Raw genomic sequence first — 13743 nt, 5'->3', positions numbered from 1 at the left:
ATTTGCTGTCAAGCGTTTATTTTGAAGTTTTTTACAGCTGGTTTCTTTCGAAACCCTTCAACCTCAACAACTTACCGCTTGCCTCGAAGCGTTCATCGCTGCGAGGAGGCGAATAATACGCGCTTTGAAATCAGAGTCAACACCTTGATCTGAAAAAACTTTCTGCCGTCGTTTGTCTCCTCGCCGGCAACTAATGAAAGCGCCGCGAATCTGTAGAGAAACACCCCCACGGAGCGTAGCGGCCATGAGCGATGCGCAAAGCGAGAAAACCCCGGGCCTGTCGGCGGACGAGGAGCAGGAAGTCAGCCTTAGCCAGCCGCCCCGCGCGGCAGTACTGCACGAGATCATTCGTTACCAGGGCGACCAGGAACTGGAACGTACACTCGCCGCACTATGGTGGTCGGCACTGGCCGCAGGCTTGTCCATGGGGCTGTCGCTCATGGCCATGGGCCTGTTCTACGCTCGCCTGCCGGAGGGGGACAGTGCCCAGGTGGTCGCCAGCATCGGCTACAGCGCTGGCTTCCTTGCAGTGATACTGGCGCGTCAGCAGTTGTTCACCGAAAACACCCTGACCGCCGTGTTGCCGGTAATGACCGCCCCCACCCTGGCCAACTTCGGGCGCCTGCTGCGCCTTTGGAGCGTTGTACTGCTTGGCAACCTCGCCGGCACCTTGCTGGTGGCCTGGGTAATGCTGGAACTGCCGATCTTCGACAGCAAGACCGACGTGGCCTTCCTGGAAGTGGGCCGCAAGGTCATGAAGAACGATATCAGCCAGATGTTCGCCAAAGGCATCGTATCGGGGTGGATGATCGCCACGATGGTCTGGATGATCCCATCGATGGAACACGCCAAGATCTGGATCATCCTGATGATCACCTACCTGATGGCCCTGGGCGACTTCACCCATATCGTGGTCGGCTCGGTCGAGGTGTCCTATCTGGTCTGGGCTGGCGATGAAACCTGGCGCAGCTTCTGGCTGGAGTTCGCCCTGCCGACACTGGCGGGCAACATCATCGGCGGCAGCTTCATCTTCGGCTTGATCAGCCATGCACAGGTGCGCAGCGACAGCGGCAGACCGCCCTCACGGCTACTGAAAGAGGACCAGCCACCCTCCCCGCGCCGCAACAACGGCAACAAATGAACTTCAGCGTGCCGCCACCACGCGCTCGTTCGCCTGGCCGCGCTGACGCACGGGCCGCGGCTGCCACCAGTTCTGCCCAGCGTGCGGAGAGTCAAGGCTGACCCGCTCCCCCATCTGCGGCGTGCTCAGACGCACCTGCGCCTGGTTGGCCAACGCCAGGATGCGCTCGAACGGCTCCTGCCAGCCATGCATGGACAGGTCGAAGGTGCCGTTGTGAATCGGCAACAGCCAGCGCCCGCGTAGATCCAGATGGGCCTGCAGGCTCTGCTCCGGCTGCATGTGCACATCGGGCCAGGCGACGTTGTAGGCCCCGGTCTCGATCAGGGTCAGGTCGAACGGCCCGAAGCGCTCGCCAATCTGCTTGAACCCATCGAAGTAGCCGGTATCGCCACTGAAGAATACCCGCACATCCTCGTCGACGATCACCCACGACGCCCACAAGGTCCGGTTGCTGTCCAGCAGCCCACGCCCGGAAAAGTGCTGAGCCGGGGTGGCGACAAAGCGCACACCCTCGACCTCGCTTTCCTGCCACCAGTCCAGCTGCCGCACCTTTGCCGGTGCTACGCCCCAGGTCATCAGCAGGTTGCCTACGCCCAGCGGCGCCAGGAACACACTGGTGCGCGATGCCAGTTGGCGAATCGCCTGTTCGTCAAGATGATCGAAGTGATCGTGGGACAGTACCACCGCAGCCAACGGCGGCAACTGGTCCAGCGCCAGGGGCGGCGCATGGAAGCGCAGTGGGCCGGCCCACTGCACCGGCGAGGCGCGCTCGGCGAATACCGGGTCGGTAATAAAGAAGCGCCCGCGCAGCTTGAGCAATACCGTGGAATGGCCCAGGCGCCAAAGGCTGCGGTCGGGCGCATCGAGCACCTGCTGGCGGGTCATGGGCTGGAGGCTGACCGGTGTGGCCGGCCGGGTTTCCGGTGGTTTGCGCAGGAACAGGTACTTGAGCCCGATGCGCAGCTTCTTCAATACGCCATCCTGTGGCAACGACGCCTGATTGTGAAAGCGCCCTTCCCGCTGAGGCGCCGGCTCGCCGGCAGGGTTGGCCAAAGGGACCATCAGCAACACTCCGAGCAACAGGAAAGCCTTCATGTTACCCCACAGTGATCGGATCAACCGTGAATTGGCTTGTAAGGTCATTTTTCGTCGATGAAACACTGTTCAACAATATTCATGCGAGTTATGCGATAAACGGTGCTTCAGCAGAAGAACGATGACCAATATGGATAAACGCAGCGGCAAAGGACTTTCATTCGCCAAACGCATCTACCTGCCGCGTGCCATCGGCCTGGGGATCGGCCTGTTCAGCGTCATGGCCGCCATTGCGCCGCTGTCACCGCCCACATGGGCATGGCTGCTGCTACTGTTCAACGGCTTGTTGTGGCCGCATGTGGCCTACCTGTGGGCCGCCCGTTCGGCCATGCCCTACCAGGCAGAACAGCGCAACCTGGTGCTGGACTCCCTGATGGGTGGGTTCTGGACCGCCGCCATGCATTTCAATCCATTGCCCAGCGTGACCGTGCTGTCGATGATGACCATGAACAACGTCGCCGCCGGCGGCAAACGCATGGTCGTTCGCGGGGTGCTGGCCCAGCTGGCGGGCATGCTCGTCGCCATTCTGCTGCTGGGCCCCGGCCTGCAACTGAATGCGACGCCCCTGCAGGTCTATGCCTGCCTGCCGATGTTGACCCTCTACCCGCTGGCGCTGGGCTGGGTCTGCTACCAGTTGGCGATCAAGCTGGCCGACCACAAGCGCCGGCTGAGCACCCTGAGCCTTACCGACAGCCTGACCGGTCTGCTCAACCACGGCGCCTGGAAAGACCTGCTGCTGCTGAAGTTCCAGGCTTGCCAGCAGCAACAGGGGCACGCGGTGATTGCCCTGATCGACATCGACCACTTCAAGACCATCAACGACACCTTCGGCCACGTGGTCGGCGACTGTGTGCTGCGCCAGCTCGGCGCCGAACTGCGGCGCAATCTGCGCGAAGGCGACCAGGCCGGGCGTTACGGCGGTGACGAATTCTGCGTGATCCTGCCGGACACCAGCGAGGCCCAAGCCTGCCAGGCCATGGAGCGCCTGCGCGAGCAGGTCGCCAGCTACCGTAACCCGCAGTTGCCGCACCTGCGCATCAGCCTGAGCATCGGCCTTTCGGCATTCGAGGCCGACCTGGAGTCACCCGAACACTGGCTCGAACAGGCGGACAAGGCGCTGTACACCGCCAAGCATGCCGGGCGCGACCAGGTCAATTTTGCCCACAGAGACGCTGCGGCGCTCAGGCTGGCCTATCCTGATTGAACCTCCTTCCTGACCAACTGGCGGGAGGCTGCCTGAAGGAGCCGCTCGCGCATGGCCAGGACCGCCAACCTTCCACCCGCCAGCCCCACACCACGCTTCCAGGTGCGTCGCCTGATTGCCGGCTTCAGCGCAGTTTTCGGCCTGGCCTGCCTGATCATCCTCGGCGCCCTGTTCAATATCGCGGGTACTCTTGACCATCAGGAACGCCAGCGCAGTGCCTCGCAGGCAACCAAGGCGCTGGAGCAACGGCTGCTCGCCTCGCGCCAGTTCCTGTCCAGCTATGCCGTGTGGGATGCTGCCTTCGAACACCTGGCGGGCCAGGCCGACTGGAAATGGGCCTACGAAGAAAAGAACGTGGGCGAGTCGCTGTACAGCGCCAGCGGCTATGAAGGGGTGTTCGTGGTGGAGGACGCTCGCACCACCTACGGTTTGTTCAAAGGCCAGCCTACCCAGGCAGCGGCCAATACCTATATTGATGCAGCGCTGCAGCCAATCATCGACCAGGCTCGGGCGGCGGCCATCCCACGTGAACAGATCACCCGTTTCGTCCTGTTCAACGGCTGGCCGGCAGTGCTCAGTGCCGCGGCGGTGCGCCCGGACCGGGATGTCACCGATAGCGAGGTGCGCCAGGCGCCGGTGATGCTGTTCGTCGACCAGCTCACCGAGGAAAAGCTGGCACAGCTGAGCAGCGGTGCCGGCCTGACCGACATGCACGTGGAAAACGATGATGTGGGGGAGCACGGGCACCTGCGCATCGACCTCGGCGATACCGGCTACCACCTGTCCTGGAGCAGCCCGCTGCCAGGGCAGCAGTTACTGCGCGCGGTGTTGCCGCCGCTGGCGGGTGCCTTGCTGATACTCGGCCTGGTCATGCTGTACCTGTTCCGCCATGCCTTGCGCAGTTCGCGGGCGATCGACCTCACGCTCGCCGATCTGCAGCAGAGCAACCAGGCCCTGGAGGCCAGCGAGCAGCGTTTTCGCGCGGTGGCCGAGTCGGCCTCCGACTGGATCTGGGAAACCGATCGGCAACAACGCCTGACCTACCTTTCGCAACGCTTCGTCAATGTCACCGGCTACCCGGTGGACGACTGGCTAGGCCACCCGCTCAATCAGTTGCTGGCCTGCGATACCACGCCGCTCTCGCCGTGGCTGGATGCCCTGGCCGCTGCCGACCCACAACAACTGGCCAACCTGCGCTGCACCTACCGCGACCAGAATGGCCAGAACCGCTACTGCCGGATATCGGCCCGCGCCATCTGGTACGACGGCAAACCCGTCGGTTTTCGCGGCACCGCCAGCGACATCACCGACGAAGTCGACGCTCATGCGCGCATCCAGCACCTGTCGCTGCACGACCCGCTGACCGGGCTGGCCAACCGCAACAAGCTCGCCCGGCACCTCGAGCAGGCCTTGTTGCGCGGCAGTGATTCGCCGCCACTGACCTTGCTGCTGCTTGACCTGGACAACTTCAAGCCGATCAACGACTCCCTCGGCCATGCCGCCGGTGACGCCGTGCTGCAGGAGGTTGCAACACGCCTGCGCGACAGCACCCGCGATGGCGACCTGGTCGCGCGCCTGGGCGGCGACGAGTTCCTCCTGGTACTCGGCGGCATGGACAACCGCAGCGAGATCGACCGCTTCTGTGCGCGCCTGATCAGCCTGCTGCAGCAACCGATCATCTTCGATAACCAGCCCCTGCACGTTGGCGCCAGTATCGGTGTCGCCCAGACCCGTACCCAGGGCTTCGATGCCGGCGAGCTGATCCGCTGCGCCGATATCGCCCTGTACCAGGCCAAGGCCGACGGCAAGAGCACCTGGCGCTATTTCGCTGCCGAAATGAACCAACAGATCCAGTACCGCCGCCAACTGGAGAACGACATGCGGCGGGCCCTGCGCAACCAGGAATTCGAGCTGCACTACCAGCCGCGCTATCGCCTCAGCGACCTGCGCATCGTCGCGGTCGAGGCTTTGCTGCGCTGGCAGCACCCGCAGGAGGGGTTGCTGGGGCCGGACACCTTCATTCCGTTGGCCGAACAGAGTGACATCATTGTTGCGCTGGGCCGCTGGGTGCTGCGCGAAGCCTGCCGCACCGCCCATGACTGGCCCGCCGATGTACTGGTTTCCGTGAACCTGTCACCGGCGCAGTTCCTGCGCAGCGATGTGGTGGCCGATGTACGCGAGATCCTGCTGGAAACCGCCTTCCCTGCCCAGCGCCTGGAGCTGGAAATTACCGAGAACGTGATGCTCAATGACATCGAAGGCGCGCTGGGCACCATGCTGTCGCTCAAGGAGCTGGGCGTGCGCCTGAACATGGACGACTTCGGCACCGGCTACTCGTCGTTGGGCTACCTGCGCACCTACCCGTTCGACAGCATCAAGATCGACAAACGCTTCATCGGCGGGCTGAACAACACCGCTGGCAGCGATCGTGCCGTGGTCCAGGCCATCATCAACCTGGGCGAAGCGATGGGGCTCACGGTGACGGCCGAAGGGGTGGAGAGCGAGCAGCAGCTCAGGGCACTGCAGAAGGATCGCTGCCATGAAGTGCAGGGCTATTACCTGAGCAGGCCGCTGGACAGTGCAGGGCTCGAGGCGTTGTTGCAGCAGGCATCCCAGCGTTCGGCGCCCTACCTGTAGCGTGTGGAGGTCACTGTCTTGTCCAGGTTTGATACTTGCCCCCTGTGGGAGCGGGTTCACCCGCGAAGAATGCGACGCGGTATATGGCACCGGCTTCGCCGGTGTTCGCGGGTGAACCCGCTCCCACAGTGATGGTGCAGGTTTTCGGTATTCGAGCGAGGCAGTTACTCCGCTATTACAGAGCGGAATCCCGCTGCAAGCTGCGCTCAGCCACGATTTCCGGCAGGTCGCGCCGGCGCAGGTAGGTGCGCAGCGGTTCACCGATGTTCAAACGGTCATCCACATGCTGCTCCAGCAACAGCGCCAGCCGTTCGCGGCACAGGGCCATGCGCTGCCCTTGCTCGGGCCGCCAGACAAACTCGCTGCAGGGCGTGATGCTGGCGTCGGCCACGTCCATGCCGAACGAATCTTCGGAAAAACGCACGATGTGCACACCGCGCTTGCCATGAAAACCGACGAAGCCCTTGAGCTGGTCAGCAGCGTTGCAGATGTCCTGGGAAGTGATGGCCATGACGTAACCTCGCAATGAAATCGGAAGATACGCACGCCAGGCGGGGGTGGTTGCCTCTGCCGGGCAACTCGTGACTGGCAGCCTAACGCAAGCCGTCGCACAGGCGCCACGCTTTTCATCGATCAGCGGCCACCGTCAACCTGCGAATGCAGCACCTCGCCCAGCCACTGCATGAAGGCCTGCACCCGGCGTGGCACATGCCGTTGCCGGGCATACAGCAGTGACACGGGCATGGCCGGGGCCTGCCAGCCTTCCAGTACCGAAACCAACTCACCGCGCTGCAGGTGCTCGGCCACGCCCACCGCCGGCACCTGGATCAGTCCCAGCCCGGCCAGGCAGGCCGCCGAGTAGGCCTCGGCATTGTTGACCGTGACCACACCGGCCATGGCCTGGAAGTGCAGTTCACCGCCCTGCAGGTATTCGAAACCGGCACTGCGCCCCCCAAGGGTGCGCACGTAATGCACCAGGTGATGCTCGGCCAGGTCCTGCAGCGTGCGCGGCACGCCATGGCGGGCCAGGTAGGCAGGGCTGGCACAGTTGCGCATGCTCAGTTGCCCGACCGGGCGCGCCACCACATCCAGGTCATGCAGGGCACCAATGCGCATCACACAATCGAAGCCTTCACGCAGCAGGTCGACCTGGCGGTCGGTGCAACTGAGCTCCACCTCCAGGCGCGGGAAGCGCTGTAGAAACTGCGGCAGCGCCGGGATGATGACCCGACGGGCCATCATGGTCGGCAGGTCGACCCGCAGGCGCCCGGCCAGCTCGGCGTCGTCGGCGCAGAACAGGCTCTCGATCTCGTCCATGCCCGACAGCAGGTCCTTGCTGCGCTCGTACAGCAAGGCGCCATCCTGGGTTGCCTGCACCCGGCGGGTGGTGCGGTTGAACAGCTGCGTACCCAGCAAACGCTCCAGCGCCCTGACCTGCTCCGACACGGTCGAACGGGGCAGCCCCAGGCTCTCGGCAGCCAGGGTGAAACTGCTGACCTCGCTCACCCGTACAAAGGTGCGCAACAACTCCAGCTTGTTCACTTGAACCTCGTCTATCCGGTTTTACCGAACAGTATTTCCATATTTGCCGGATTTAACAGCACAACACCGACCAATAACCTGTGCACATCAGCCCACCATGAGGTTTTCACCATGACCCGCAAGATTGCCCTGATCACTGGCGCCAGCCGCGGCCTGGGCCGCAACACCGCCGAACACCTGGCCGCACGCGGCATCGATGTCATCGGCACTTACCACAGCAAGGCCGAGGAAGCCCAGGCCGTGGCCGTGCGGCTGGAGCAGGCCGGGGTCAAGGCCGCCATGTTGCAACTGGACGTCAGCGACAGCGCCAGCTTTGCCGGCTTCGCCGAACGCCTGGGGGCAACCTTGCAGCAACACTTCGGTAGCGAGCGTTTCGATTTTCTGGTGAACAATGCCGGGATCGGCTTGAACGTGCCATACACCGAAACCAGCGAGGCGCAGTTCGACCAGTTGCTGAACATCCAGCTGAAAGGGCCGTTCTTCCTCACCCAGCGCCTGCTGCCGCTGCTGGTCGACAATGGCCGCATCGTCAACATTTCCACTGGCCTGGCGCGCTTTGCGCTGCCGGGGTATGCCGCCTATGCCGCGATGAAGGGGGCGATGGAGGTTCTGACCCGCTACCAGGCCAAGGAACTGGGCGCGCGTGGTATTCGCGTGAACATTCTGGCGCCGGGGGCGATCGAGACGGACTTTGGCGGCGGCGTGGTGCGGGACAACCGCCAGGTGAATGAATACATTGCCGGCAACACGGCGCTGGGGCGCGTGGGCCTGCCGGATGATATCGGAGCAGCGATTGCGCTGTTGCTGGAAGATGGCAATGGCTGGATCAACGGGCAACGGCTGGAGGTTTCAGGCGGGATGTTCCTCTGAGGTCAGGTTTTCTGGGGCCGCTTTGCGGCCCATCGCCGGCAAGCCAGCTCCCACCTCGACTGCATCGACCTCAAGCATTGTGCAGTACCTGTGGGAGCTGGCTTGCCGGCGATGAGGCCAGGACAGGCAACACAGGACAGTTGCTCCCACCACCGCATGAGCCTGGGTTGCCAGCGATCGGGCCACAGAGTAGCCACCTGCCTCATTGCTCATGCACCTGCACACTGGCCGTCATCCCCGCACTCAGGGTCACCCCCTCCGGCACCCGGTCCAGGCGAATCCTCACCGGTATCCGCTGCGCCAGGCGCACCCAGTTGAAGGTCGGTTCAACCTCCGGCAGCAACTGGCTGTCGGGGTTGCTGTTGCGGTCGGTGATACCACGGCTGATGCTCTCTACATGCCCTTGCATCGGCTCGCCTGCGCCCATCAGCCAGACCTTCACCGCATCCCCCACTCGAATGCGCGGCAGCTTGGTTTCCTCGAAGTAGGCCTGGATATAGAAGGTTGAATCGTCCACCAGGGCCATCACCGGTTCCCCGGTGTTCACATAGTTGCCCTCGGCCAGGCGCAGGTTGGTGATATGCCCGCTGCGCGGTGCCCGCACTTCACTGCGCGCCAGGTTGATTCTGGCAACCTGCAACTGTGCCTCGGCCTCATGCAGCTCACCACGGGCGATAGCCGCATTGATCTGTGCGTTTTCCCGCAATTCGGCACTGATCGCCTCCGGCCCCAGGGCGGTACGCCGGGCCGCTTCACGCTCGCGCAGGCGCAGTTGCTGGCTGCGGGTTTCGGTCACCGCGCTGGCTTGGTCGAAAGCAGCCTGGAAGCGTTCGCGGTCGATGCTCATCAGCAGGTCGCCGGCCTTGACCTGCTGGTTGTCACGGGCCTTCAGCTCGCGCACCCAGCCGGACACATCAGGGGCGATCACCACCACATCGGCGCGCACACGGGCATCGCGGGTCCAGGGGGTGAGCATGTAGTACTGCCACAGCTGATAGCCGGCGAACACGGCAAGGGCCACCACACACAAGGTGACCAGGGTACGTACGGCCGCACGCATCGAAACACTCCTTTATAAAGCTCCCAGCAGTCGCACCACCAGGAACAACACACAAACGAACAACGCCGCGTCGAACAGCGCTTCATGCCAGATCCAGCGCCCCAACGGCGTGGCCTGCACCAGCAGACGCAACAACCCGGTAAGCACCAGCGCCAGCAACACATAAACAAGGAAGGGGCTGAACAGCACGCCGCCCACTTCCCACTCACGCAACCCCATGGGCTTCCTCCTGCCAGCGGCACCACTTGCCCCAGCTTTTCTGCAGCTGCAGCACCGCCCCTTCGGCCAACCGCAGCGGATCGCTTGAGGGTAGACGGCGCAAGGCGCCAATGAACTGTTCGCTGGCGGCATCCAGGCGCTGACCGCGCCCGGGCGCCGGCCCCTTGGCCAGCACGGCCTCTACCTGCTGCAGGTATTCGCGCTCGGCCCGCCCCAACGGGGCCTGGGCAACCGCCAGGCACATGCGCAGGTGCACCAGTTCGTCGCCGATATCCAGGCCGTGCAGGCCGTCGTCCCAGCGCTTGCGTTCGCTCTCGGGCAGTTCGCCGGCATGCCGCGCCAGTTGCATCAGGCGGTCGGCCATGCGCCCGCCAAACCAGCTGTCGGCCCCGCGCAGGTCGCGCCGGGTCAGGCGCACCAGGTCGTTCTGGGTCGCCGCACGCAGGCGCCGGCCCAGCCAGGCCGGGTGGCGAAACACCAACAAACGGAAGGCCATCACCGCTGCCGACACACCCACCAGCATGGCCAGGGCACTGTTGAGCATGGTGGCCACCCCGAACTGCATGGCGTTGAGCGGCGACACCAGCACGATAAAGTGCAGGCAATAGGAGGTGGCCGTGGCCCCGGTCCGCGGATGAGCCATGCCCAGCGCACCAAGAAACAGCGGCACGCCCATGCCCAGGCAGAGCATGGCGAAGCTGCTCCATTGCGGCAGCAGAATCTGCCCGACCAGAAACGCCGCCGGTATCGCCAGGAAAATCCCACGCAAGAAGCTCAGGCCGATCTGCGCGCCGTTCTCGCGGCTGGCGAACAGGCTGCAGACCACGCAGGTCAGCACCAGGCCACCTGGTGCCGAAGGCCAGGCGGTGGCCAGCCAGAAGCCGCTCATTACCAGAAAGGCCAGCGCACTGCGTGAACCGAACAGCAAGGCCAGCGACCAGTCGCGGTGCGCGGCCAGGCCTTGGGACACATCTTTGGGCGCCCTGCCCGCCTCCACATCGTCCAGCGCCTGGCTGGCAGCCATGGCGTAATCCAGCAGCAGCGCCATGCGCGCCAGGCAGAAGTGCTCCGCCGGGCTGATCTGTTCATCGTGGGCAGCACCCCAGATGCGCTGGCGCAGCAACAACAGGCTCGGCTGGTCGGGCTTGCCCAGCAGTGCACGCACTTCCTCCAGCCAGGGTGCCAGGCGTTCGGCCTCGCGCTCATCAAGTTGCCGCCACTGCCGGCGCACCGAACGGGAAATGCGCAACAGCACCATCAGTTTCTGGCTCAGGCCACGAATGGCACGAGCGCGCTGGCGCCCGCGGTTGCCTTCGAACCAGGCGTGTTCGCGTTGGCTGTCGATGGCAACGATGCGCCCCAGGCTTTCCAGCAGGCCTTTGCGCGCCTCGTCTTCGCCGCCCAGCATGGCACTGGCGGCCTGCAGGCCGTTTTGCCAGGCCTGGCGGGCTTGCCCGCCCAGTTGCTGCTCTACCCGCATGGGCCAGAGCAAGGCACTGCTGGCGGTGGCACAGAAGATACCCAGGCAGATCTCGGTGCAGCGCGCCACGGCCTGGTCGAACACCTGCAACGGGTGGTCGATGGCCGGCAGGGCAATGATCGCCGCGGTGTAGCCTGCCAGCACGAAGGCATAGGCCCAGGCGCTGCGCAGTTGGGTGGAGGCGGCGGTGCACAGGGCCAGCCACAGCGCCAAGGTGAGCAGGAACAGCCATGGGGTCTGGGCAAACAGGCCGATGAACAGCACCGACGCAAACGTGCCGACCAAGGTACCGGCCAACCGCGCCAGGCCCTTCTGCACCACCATGCCCGACAACGGCTGGGCGACGATGAAGGCGGTCATCAGTGCCCAGGACGGTTGCTCCAGTCCCCAGCGCATCGCCAGCCACAGCGCCAGGCCGCCACCGAGCAGGGTCTTGATGGCGAACTTGAGGGCGAGGCTGCTGGGGGCGAACAGGGCCTGGAGGGTGATGGGCACGAGACGGACCTTGCGGGGATGGTCTTGTAGAAAGATAGACAATTGGGGAAAGGATAAAGCGGAAACGATTAATTAGCTAGCTAATCATCTTTGTTGTGGACAGGCCCTCCTGTGCTGCCCTCTTCGCGGGCACGCCCGCTCCCACATGGGACCGCGCACAGTCCGAATCCTGTGAAGTCATTGTGGGAGCGGGTTTACCCGCGAAGAGGCCGGTACAGGCAACACCAAAATTGCAGGCAAAAAAATGGGCGACCGAAGTCGCCCTAAATGCCTTGCGTGCTCGTGTACCCGGAAGGTCAGCGCGGCTTGCGCTTGTTCGAGTCCTTCCAGATGAAAATGCCCAGACCGGCAAAGAAGACGACCATCAACCCGACCGTTACCACTCCGGCGATAACCACGTTGTCGAAGAACATGCTGGCCTCCCCATTCGTTTGCCGTTGTCCGATGGGTGCAAGTTAACCAATGTGGGGGCGGGGAAAATTGATCGGTGTCAATGGTGCCCGGGGCCGGGCACGCGAGGCGGGTGCAGGGTTGACCTGCGTCAAGTTTCAGCGCTTCTTCGGCTTGCCCTTGGGCTTCTTTTTCTTGGCGGTGTTCAACGGCAGGGCCTGCTCGAACGCATTGCGCATCTCGTTCAGGCGCTTTTCCTTGAGGTCGTGGACGCGCTTGGCGCGTTCGGCATCGAAATCGATGAGGTTGTCTTGGCTCATGGGTGGGCTCGACGATCAACTGAGACTTGCATGATGAAGCCAGGCGCTGGCGCTGACCAGCCCCATGTCAGACTTCGATGTCCACCAGCAGCCCCTGGCGTACATGCTCGCCCATCAACGGCGCCACCGGCACGGTGTTGTCGGCGTTGACCTCGTCACCCGGCATCGCACTGTAGCGTTCGTCGTCGCCCTTCTGCCGGCGTTGCTGCTGGCGGCGCTGCTCGTCGCGCAGCAGCAGCGCCTGCTCCTGCGGGTCACGCTGGTGCTTGAGGTCGATGGCACTTTCACCGGATGCAGGCTGCGTCGGCACCACCGGCTTGATGTCGGGTGTCGGCTTGACCGGGTCCTGTTGCGAGGTCACCGGCGCGGCACTGAGCGGAATGATCGGTGGCAGCATGGACGTTCTCCTATGCCCCCTGTATCGGCAGGCGCGGGTTTACCTTGATGGCAGGCACAACACTTATTCGGCTTCGTCGTCAGGGTCGTCGTCGCTTGGCGGGCTGGCCTCGCTCCAGGGCCGCTTGTACACCTGCTGCCAGACCGCGTCCATGTGCTCGCGCAGCACCTGCGGCGCGGCCTTGAGCGAAGCGCTGTTCTCACGCTCACCGCCGATCGGCTCTTCGCCCGCCGGGGTGATCAGCGACTGGCCGGTGATACTGTAGCTGGCCTGCCCTTCGCGCATCTCGATGGCGATGTCGTGCGGGTCGATGCCACCGCCGCAGAAGGCGTGGCTGGCAACCGTCACTTCGGCGACGCCGTCCTTGTTCAGGTCACCGACATCGCTTACGTCGTTATAGAAGTCCACGTCCAGGTCCAGGCCCGGGCAGGTGGTTTCCTGTTCGATCTGCCAGCGCGCCTTGAACGCGTCGTTTTCGGCGGTGCGCCCGTACAGCGTGGCCTTGAGTACCACCTTGTCCACTTCCTGCTCGCTTTCCGGGTCGCTGGCCTGGCCATCGCTGCGGCTCAATACCAGCAGGCCTTCACCGTCGCGGTCACGAAAGTGCACGCTCTTGATCGGTGTCTGCACACCCAGTACCTCGAGCTGCTCGATCGGGATGGCGGGCAAGGTCTCGAAGTTTTTCTGCTCGCAGGCGGCCAGCAGCAACAGGCTGCCCACGGCCATCGAAGTGCTGATCCAGCGGTGCTTGGCAGACATGTTGATCCGGGGCCCTCGTCGGCAGCACGGTGGGGGGCGATGAAGCGGCTAGACTGTTGCTACCTATCGCACTTCGGCACCTTTCGATGCGCTCGGCACTTTGGTCTGACCGGCCGATCCGTTAACATAACCGG

General features: G+C 63.9%; 14 protein-coding genes. 4 read left to right on the top strand and 10 right to left on the bottom strand.

The annotated features are described in order from the left end of the window. Positions 1–244 precede the first annotated feature (244 nt). Entirely contained in the window at positions 245–1141 is an 897-nt protein-coding gene (locus tag RYH74_RS24985) for a formate/nitrite transporter family protein (protein WP_075046107.1), read from the top strand. A 3-nt stretch (positions 1142–1144) separates the two neighbouring features. Here the strand turns inward: RYH74_RS24985 and RYH74_RS24980 are convergent, their stop codons facing one another. Then, positions 1145–2236, bottom strand: coding sequence for an MBL fold metallo-hydrolase (locus RYH74_RS24980; protein WP_025340338.1), 1092 nt, complete (start codon positions 2234–2236; stop codon positions 1145–1147). Positions 2237–2366: 130 nt separating this feature from the next. Here RYH74_RS24980 and RYH74_RS24975 point away from each other — a divergent pair, with 130 nt between their 5' ends. Together RYH74_RS24975 and RYH74_RS24970 are read left to right on the top strand one after the other, a co-directional pair. Then, positions 2367–3440, top strand: a complete 1074-nt coding sequence (locus tag RYH74_RS24975) for a diguanylate cyclase (RefSeq protein WP_317410487.1) — start codon at positions 2367–2369, stop codon at positions 3438–3440. Positions 3441–3491: 51 nt separating this feature from the next. Then, positions 3492–6077: an EAL domain-containing protein gene (locus tag RYH74_RS24970; protein ID WP_317410485.1), complete on the top strand. Its 2586-nt coding sequence runs from the start codon at positions 3492–3494 to the stop codon at positions 6075–6077. A 175-nt stretch (positions 6078–6252) separates the two neighbouring features. Here the strand turns inward: RYH74_RS24970 and RYH74_RS24965 are convergent, their stop codons facing one another. Beyond that, positions 6253–6588, bottom strand: coding sequence for a DUF2025 family protein (locus tag RYH74_RS24965; protein ID WP_013973906.1), 336 nt, complete (start codon positions 6586–6588; stop codon positions 6253–6255). A gap of 122 nt (positions 6589–6710) precedes the next feature. Continuing rightward, a complete protein-coding gene (locus RYH74_RS24960) occupies positions 6711–7619 on the bottom strand; it encodes a LysR family transcriptional regulator (RefSeq protein WP_085590170.1) in 909 nt (302 codons plus the stop codon). 111 nt (positions 7620–7730) lie between these two features. On the opposite strand from RYH74_RS24960, the gene RYH74_RS24955 reads away from it, so the two are divergent. Continuing rightward, a complete protein-coding gene (locus RYH74_RS24955) occupies positions 7731–8489 on the top strand; it encodes an SDR family NAD(P)-dependent oxidoreductase (RefSeq protein WP_286918890.1) in 759 nt (252 codons plus the stop codon). Between the two features lie 202 nt (positions 8490–8691). On the opposite strand, the gene RYH74_RS24950 is transcribed toward RYH74_RS24955, so the two are convergent. The 7 genes from RYH74_RS24950 to RYH74_RS24920 form a co-directional block, all read right to left on the bottom strand. Continuing rightward, complete coding sequence (locus tag RYH74_RS24950) at positions 8692–9549, bottom strand: HlyD family secretion protein (protein WP_286918891.1); 858 nt, start codon at positions 9547–9549, stop codon at positions 8692–8694. A 12-nt stretch (positions 9550–9561) separates the two neighbouring features. Continuing rightward, the gene (locus RYH74_RS24945; protein WP_046614712.1) at positions 9562–9768 is read right to left on the bottom strand and encodes a DUF1656 domain-containing protein; all 207 of its coding nucleotides are present in this window, start codon (positions 9766–9768) and stop codon (positions 9562–9564) included. Further along, entirely contained in the window at positions 9755–11743 is a 1989-nt protein-coding gene (locus tag RYH74_RS24940; RefSeq protein WP_286918892.1) for an FUSC family protein, read from the bottom strand. Before RYH74_RS24940 ends, RYH74_RS24945 begins: the two co-directional genes overlap by 14 nt. Before the next feature lie 296 nt (positions 11744–12039). Beyond that, positions 12040–12156 carry a cytochrome c oxidase subunit CcoM gene (gene ccoM / locus RYH74_RS24935; protein WP_025340347.1) on the bottom strand — a complete coding sequence of 39 codons (117 nt, stop codon included), beginning with the start codon at positions 12154–12156 and terminating at the stop codon, positions 12040–12042. 135 nt (positions 12157–12291) lie between these two features. Next, positions 12292–12453: a hypothetical protein gene (locus RYH74_RS24930; RefSeq protein WP_075046112.1), complete on the bottom strand. Its 162-nt coding sequence runs from the start codon at positions 12451–12453 to the stop codon at positions 12292–12294. Positions 12454–12520: 67 nt separating this feature from the next. Continuing rightward, complete coding sequence (locus RYH74_RS24925) at positions 12521–12850, bottom strand: aspartate-semialdehyde dehydrogenase (RefSeq protein WP_085590175.1); 330 nt, start codon at positions 12848–12850, stop codon at positions 12521–12523. Between the two features lie 63 nt (positions 12851–12913). Beyond that, positions 12914–13609 carry a M949_RS01915 family surface polysaccharide biosynthesis protein gene (locus RYH74_RS24920; protein ID WP_286918893.1) on the bottom strand — a complete coding sequence of 232 codons (696 nt, stop codon included), beginning with the start codon at positions 13607–13609 and terminating at the stop codon, positions 12914–12916. Between the last annotated feature and the right edge of the window lie 134 nt (positions 13610–13743).

Origin of the sequence: Pseudomonas sp. LSJ-87, assembly GCF_032971465.1 — a bacterium.
GTDB classification, from domain to species: domain Bacteria; phylum Pseudomonadota; class Gammaproteobacteria; order Pseudomonadales; family Pseudomonadaceae; genus Aquipseudomonas; species Aquipseudomonas putida_Z.
Note: the sequence above shows the minus strand (reverse complement) of the source record. Positions and strands in the feature narration are given on the sequence as shown.

Excerpts from the sequence above, each read along its gene's own strand:
- RYH74_RS24985 (WP_075046107.1), top strand. The coding sequence starts at position 245 with ATGAGCGATGCGCAAAGCGAGAAAACCCCGGGCCTGTCGGCGGACGAG.
- RYH74_RS24980 (WP_025340338.1), bottom strand. The coding sequence starts at position 2,236 with ATGAAGGCTTTCCTGTTGCTCGGAGTGTTGCTGATGGTCCCTTTGGCC.
- RYH74_RS24975 (WP_317410487.1), top strand. The coding sequence starts at position 2,367 with ATGGATAAACGCAGCGGCAAAGGACTTTCATTCGCCAAACGCATCTAC.
- RYH74_RS24970 (WP_317410485.1), top strand. The coding sequence starts at position 3,492 with ATGGCCAGGACCGCCAACCTTCCACCCGCCAGCCCCACACCACGCTTC.
- RYH74_RS24965 (WP_013973906.1), bottom strand. The coding sequence starts at position 6,588 with ATGGCCATCACTTCCCAGGACATCTGCAACGCTGCTGACCAGCTCAAG.
- RYH74_RS24955 (WP_286918890.1), top strand. The coding sequence starts at position 7,731 with ATGACCCGCAAGATTGCCCTGATCACTGGCGCCAGCCGCGGCCTGGGC.
- RYH74_RS24950 (WP_286918891.1), bottom strand. The coding sequence starts at position 9,549 with ATGCGTGCGGCCGTACGTACCCTGGTCACCTTGTGTGTGGTGGCCCTT.
- RYH74_RS24945 (WP_046614712.1), bottom strand. The coding sequence starts at position 9,768 with ATGGGGTTGCGTGAGTGGGAAGTGGGCGGCGTGCTGTTCAGCCCCTTC.
- ccoM (WP_025340347.1), bottom strand. The coding sequence starts at position 12,156 with ATGTTCTTCGACAACGTGGTTATCGCCGGAGTGGTAACGGTCGGGTTG.
- RYH74_RS24930 (WP_075046112.1), bottom strand. The coding sequence starts at position 12,453 with ATGAGCCAAGACAACCTCATCGATTTCGATGCCGAACGCGCCAAGCGC.
- RYH74_RS24925 (WP_085590175.1), bottom strand. The coding sequence starts at position 12,850 with ATGCTGCCACCGATCATTCCGCTCAGTGCCGCGCCGGTGACCTCGCAA.
- RYH74_RS24920 (WP_286918893.1), bottom strand. The coding sequence starts at position 13,609 with ATGTCTGCCAAGCACCGCTGGATCAGCACTTCGATGGCCGTGGGCAGC.